At 59.6% G+C, this 3126-nt stretch carries 3 protein-coding genes, 3 tRNA genes and 1 pseudogene; all 7 read left to right on the top strand.

Features of this window, described 5'->3' with window-relative positions; genetic code table 11:
- Positions 1-145: 145 nt before the first annotated feature.
- Positions 146-1084, top strand: coding sequence for a bifunctional biotin--[acetyl-CoA-carboxylase] ligase/biotin operon repressor BirA (gene birA, locus LT948_RS32950; RefSeq protein WP_003129267.1), 939 nt, complete (start codon positions 146-148; stop codon positions 1082-1084).
- A complete protein-coding gene (locus LT948_RS32945) occupies positions 1081-1827 on the top strand; it encodes a pantothenate kinase (RefSeq protein WP_003093768.1) in 747 nt (248 codons plus the stop codon). The genes birA and LT948_RS32945 overlap by 4 nt, the downstream gene beginning before the upstream one ends.
- Positions 1828-1835: 8 nt before the next feature.
- The gene (locus LT948_RS32940) at positions 1836-2540 is read left to right on the top strand and encodes an SPOR domain-containing protein (RefSeq protein WP_003093767.1); all 705 of its coding nucleotides are present in this window, start codon (positions 1836-1838) and stop codon (positions 2538-2540) included.
- Between the two features lie 147 nt (positions 2541-2687).
- Positions 2688-2772 (top strand) — tRNA-Tyr (locus tag LT948_RS32935).
- Between the two features lie 26 nt (positions 2773-2798).
- Positions 2799-2872, top strand: a tRNA-Gly gene (locus LT948_RS32930).
- A 19-nt stretch (positions 2873-2891) separates the two neighbouring features.
- A tRNA-Thr gene (locus LT948_RS32925) sits at positions 2892-2967 on the top strand.
- Positions 2968-3051: 84 nt separating this feature from the next.
- Positions 3052-3126 (top strand): annotated as a pseudogene (locus LT948_RS32920) (GTP-binding protein); the annotation flags it as partial.

Raw genomic sequence — 3126 nt, 5'->3', positions numbered from 1 at the left:
CTGGTCAGCGATGACCAGGGGTTTTGCTTTTGCGCGCGGAAAAGTCTGCGAAAATCCGGGGAAAAGGCAGCTATACGGCAGGGCTTTTCGTAGGCAAAGCGCAAGTGCCTCTATATGATGCGTGCCTGGCTAGTGTGGGGCGTCTATGCAGACCTTGCTGAAACTACTTCAAGACGGGCGATTCCACTCCGGTGAGGAGTTGGGGGCGGTACTGGGCATCAGTCGCAGTGCAGTCTGGAAACGCTTGCAGCACCTGGAGGCTGAACATGGCCTGCAGTTCCACAAGGTGCGTGGCCGGGGTTACCGCCTGGCGAGTCCCCTCAGTCTCCTGGATCCGCGGAAGATCGACAGCCTCTGGCCTGTCGAGATCATGCCCACCGTCGATTCAACCAATAGCGAGGCCATGCGCAGGCTCGCGGCTGGAGCCTCGACGCCTTTCGTTATCGTCGCCGAGCAGCAGACTGCCGGGCGTGGACGTCGCGGGCGAGCCTGGGTCAGTCCCTATGGAGAGAACCTCTATTATTCTCTGGCCATTACTGTCAGGGGGGGCGCTCGGGAGCTCGAAGGGTTGAGCCTGGTTGTCGGTCTCGCGGTGCTCCGGGCCCTGGAGTCCTTGGACGTCCGGGACGCCGGGTTGAAGTGGCCGAACGACGTTCTGCAGGGAGGCAAGAAGATCGCCGGAATTCTCCTGGAGCTGAGTGGCGACCCCGCGGATCTGTGTCATGTCGTTATCGGCATAGGGATCAACGTCAACATGAAGACCGCCACTGATATCGGCCAGCCTTGGACCTCCCTGCGCGAAGCGCTGGGGGAGCTGGTGGATCGTTCGCGGCTGCTCTCTGCTCTCAATCGGCAGTTGGCCGATTATCTCGATAGGCATTCGCGCGAAGGCTTTGCTGCAAGTCGCGAGGAGTGGGAGTCCTGCAATCTCTGGCAGGGTGCCCAGGTCATTCTCTCGACTGCCCTGAGTTCCATCGAGGGTCGCGTGTTGGGTGTCGATAGCCGAGGAGCGCTGCGTCTCGAGGTGGATGGCGTGGAGCAGGGTTTCAGTGGAGGGGAGCTTAGTTTGAGGTTGCGTCAATGATTCTTGAGCTCGACTGTGGAAACTCGCTGATCAAGTGGCGGGTCATCGAGGGCGCGGCACGGTCGGTCGCCGGTGGCCTTGCGGAGTCCGATGATGCCCTGGTCGAACAGTTAACATCGCAGCAAGCGCTGCCAGTGCGAGCCTGTCGCCTGGTGAGCGTTCGCAGCGAGCAGGAAACCTCGCAACTGGTCGCACGGTTGGAGCAGCTGTTCCCGGTTTCGGCGCTGGTTGCATCATCCGGCAAGCAGTTGGCGGGAGTGCGCAACGGCTATCTCGACTACCAGCGCCTGGGGCTCGACCGCTGGTTGGCCCTCGTCGCGGCTCATCACCTGGCTAAGAAGGCCTGCCTGGTCATTGATCTGGGGACCGCGGTCACCTCTGACCTGGTCGCGGCGGATGGAGTGCATCTGGGGGGCTACATATGCCCGGGCATGACCCTGATGAGAAGCCAGTTGCGCACCCATACCCGACGTATCCGCTACGACGATGCAGAGGCCCGTCGGGCGCTTGCCAGTCTCCAGCCAGGGCAGGCCACGGCCGAGGCGGTTGAGCGGGGTTGTCTGCTCATGCTCAGGGGGTTCGTTCGTGAGCAGTACGCCATGGCGTGCGAGCTGCTCGGTCCGGATTGTGAAATATTCCTGACGGGTGGGGATGCCGAACTGGTTCGCGACGAACTGGCTGGCGCCCGGATCATGCCGGACCTGGTTTTCGTAGGGCTGGCACTGGCTTGCCCGATTGAGTGAGAGGATCTATGCGCTGGTTCTTCCTGTTTCTCCTGGCCCTGAACGTCTTCTACTACGTCTGGCATCAGCAGCAATCCCCGCTACGGGCCAAGGAAATCGCACCGCTGGAACTCTATAAGGATGGGCAGAAGAACATTCTGCTGTTGGCCGAGAGCAACCTTGCTTCCAGGGCGCGCTCGGGGTCGCAGGTGCCGGCGCCGAGTGTGCCTTCGGCTGCCGAAGAGTCGATCGCATCCGAGTCGGCCTGTCTCTATCTTGGCGGAGGCGGTGAGGAGGCGGATGCCCGAAGGTTGCAGCAGCGCCTGCTGGGCCTGGATATCGAGGCGGAGGTCGAGGCCCGTGGGGAGATGAGCGTCGATTACTGGGTCTATCTTCCTCCGCTAGCCTCGCGGGAGGCTGCGCTTCGTCAGTTGAAGGAGCTTCAGGCGCGCAATATCGACAGCTACCTGATTGGCGAGGGAGTGCTGGCCAATGGCATTTCTTTGGGGATGTTTTCCGCGCGGGATTCGGCTGAAAGTGCGCAGGCGCGTCTCAAGACGGCAGGTTACGAGGCGGAGCTGAAGGAATTGCCCCGCGGGCAGCGTGATTTCTGGGTAAGGGTGGCCCCCGGCAGCCGGCGCCTGGTGGATGAGCAACTGCTCCAGGAGCTGGCTCGGGACTTCAAGGGATTGCAGCATCAAATAATGTCGTGCAAAGGTGTTGCATCCCCCTGATGGTTTGCATAGAATGGCGCCCGCTTCGCAGGGGGAAGGCTGAAAGACTCCTACCATGAAGTTGCTGTTGAAACCTAAGTTCAGGTTTTTTAAGAGAAAACTCTTGACAGCAAGGTGGCAGACGTAGAGAATGCCGCCCACCAGTTTGGAGGGATTCCCGAGTGGCCAAAGGGATCAGACTGTAAATCTGACGTCATAGACTTCGAAGGTTCGAATCCTTCTCCCTCCACCAGTTTAAAAGCGTGAGCTTCGGGCTCCGCGGGTATAGTTCAGTGGTAGAACCTCAGCCTTCCAAGCTGATGATGCGGGTTCGATTCCCGCTACCCGCTCCAGTCAAGTTGCTTGTGTTTCGCTCATGTAGCTCAGTTGGTAGAGCACACCCTTGGTAAGGGTGAGGTCAGCGGTTCAAATCCGCTCATGAGCTCCATTTATCCAAGGGCAGATATGAAAATATCTGCCCTTGTTCTAATGGTAGCGTGATCCGCTCAATTCCTTGAAGGGGATGGTCTCCATGGCTAAAGAAAAATTTGAACGGAACAAGCCGCACGTCAACGTCGGCACCATCGGTCACGTTGACCATGGCAAG

It is taken from the genome of Pseudomonas sp. CP-1 (assembly GCF_021213715.1).
GTDB classification, from domain to species: domain Bacteria; phylum Pseudomonadota; class Gammaproteobacteria; order Pseudomonadales; family Pseudomonadaceae; genus Pseudomonas; species Pseudomonas aeruginosa.
Note: the sequence above shows the minus strand (reverse complement) of the source record. Positions and strands in the feature narration are given on the sequence as shown.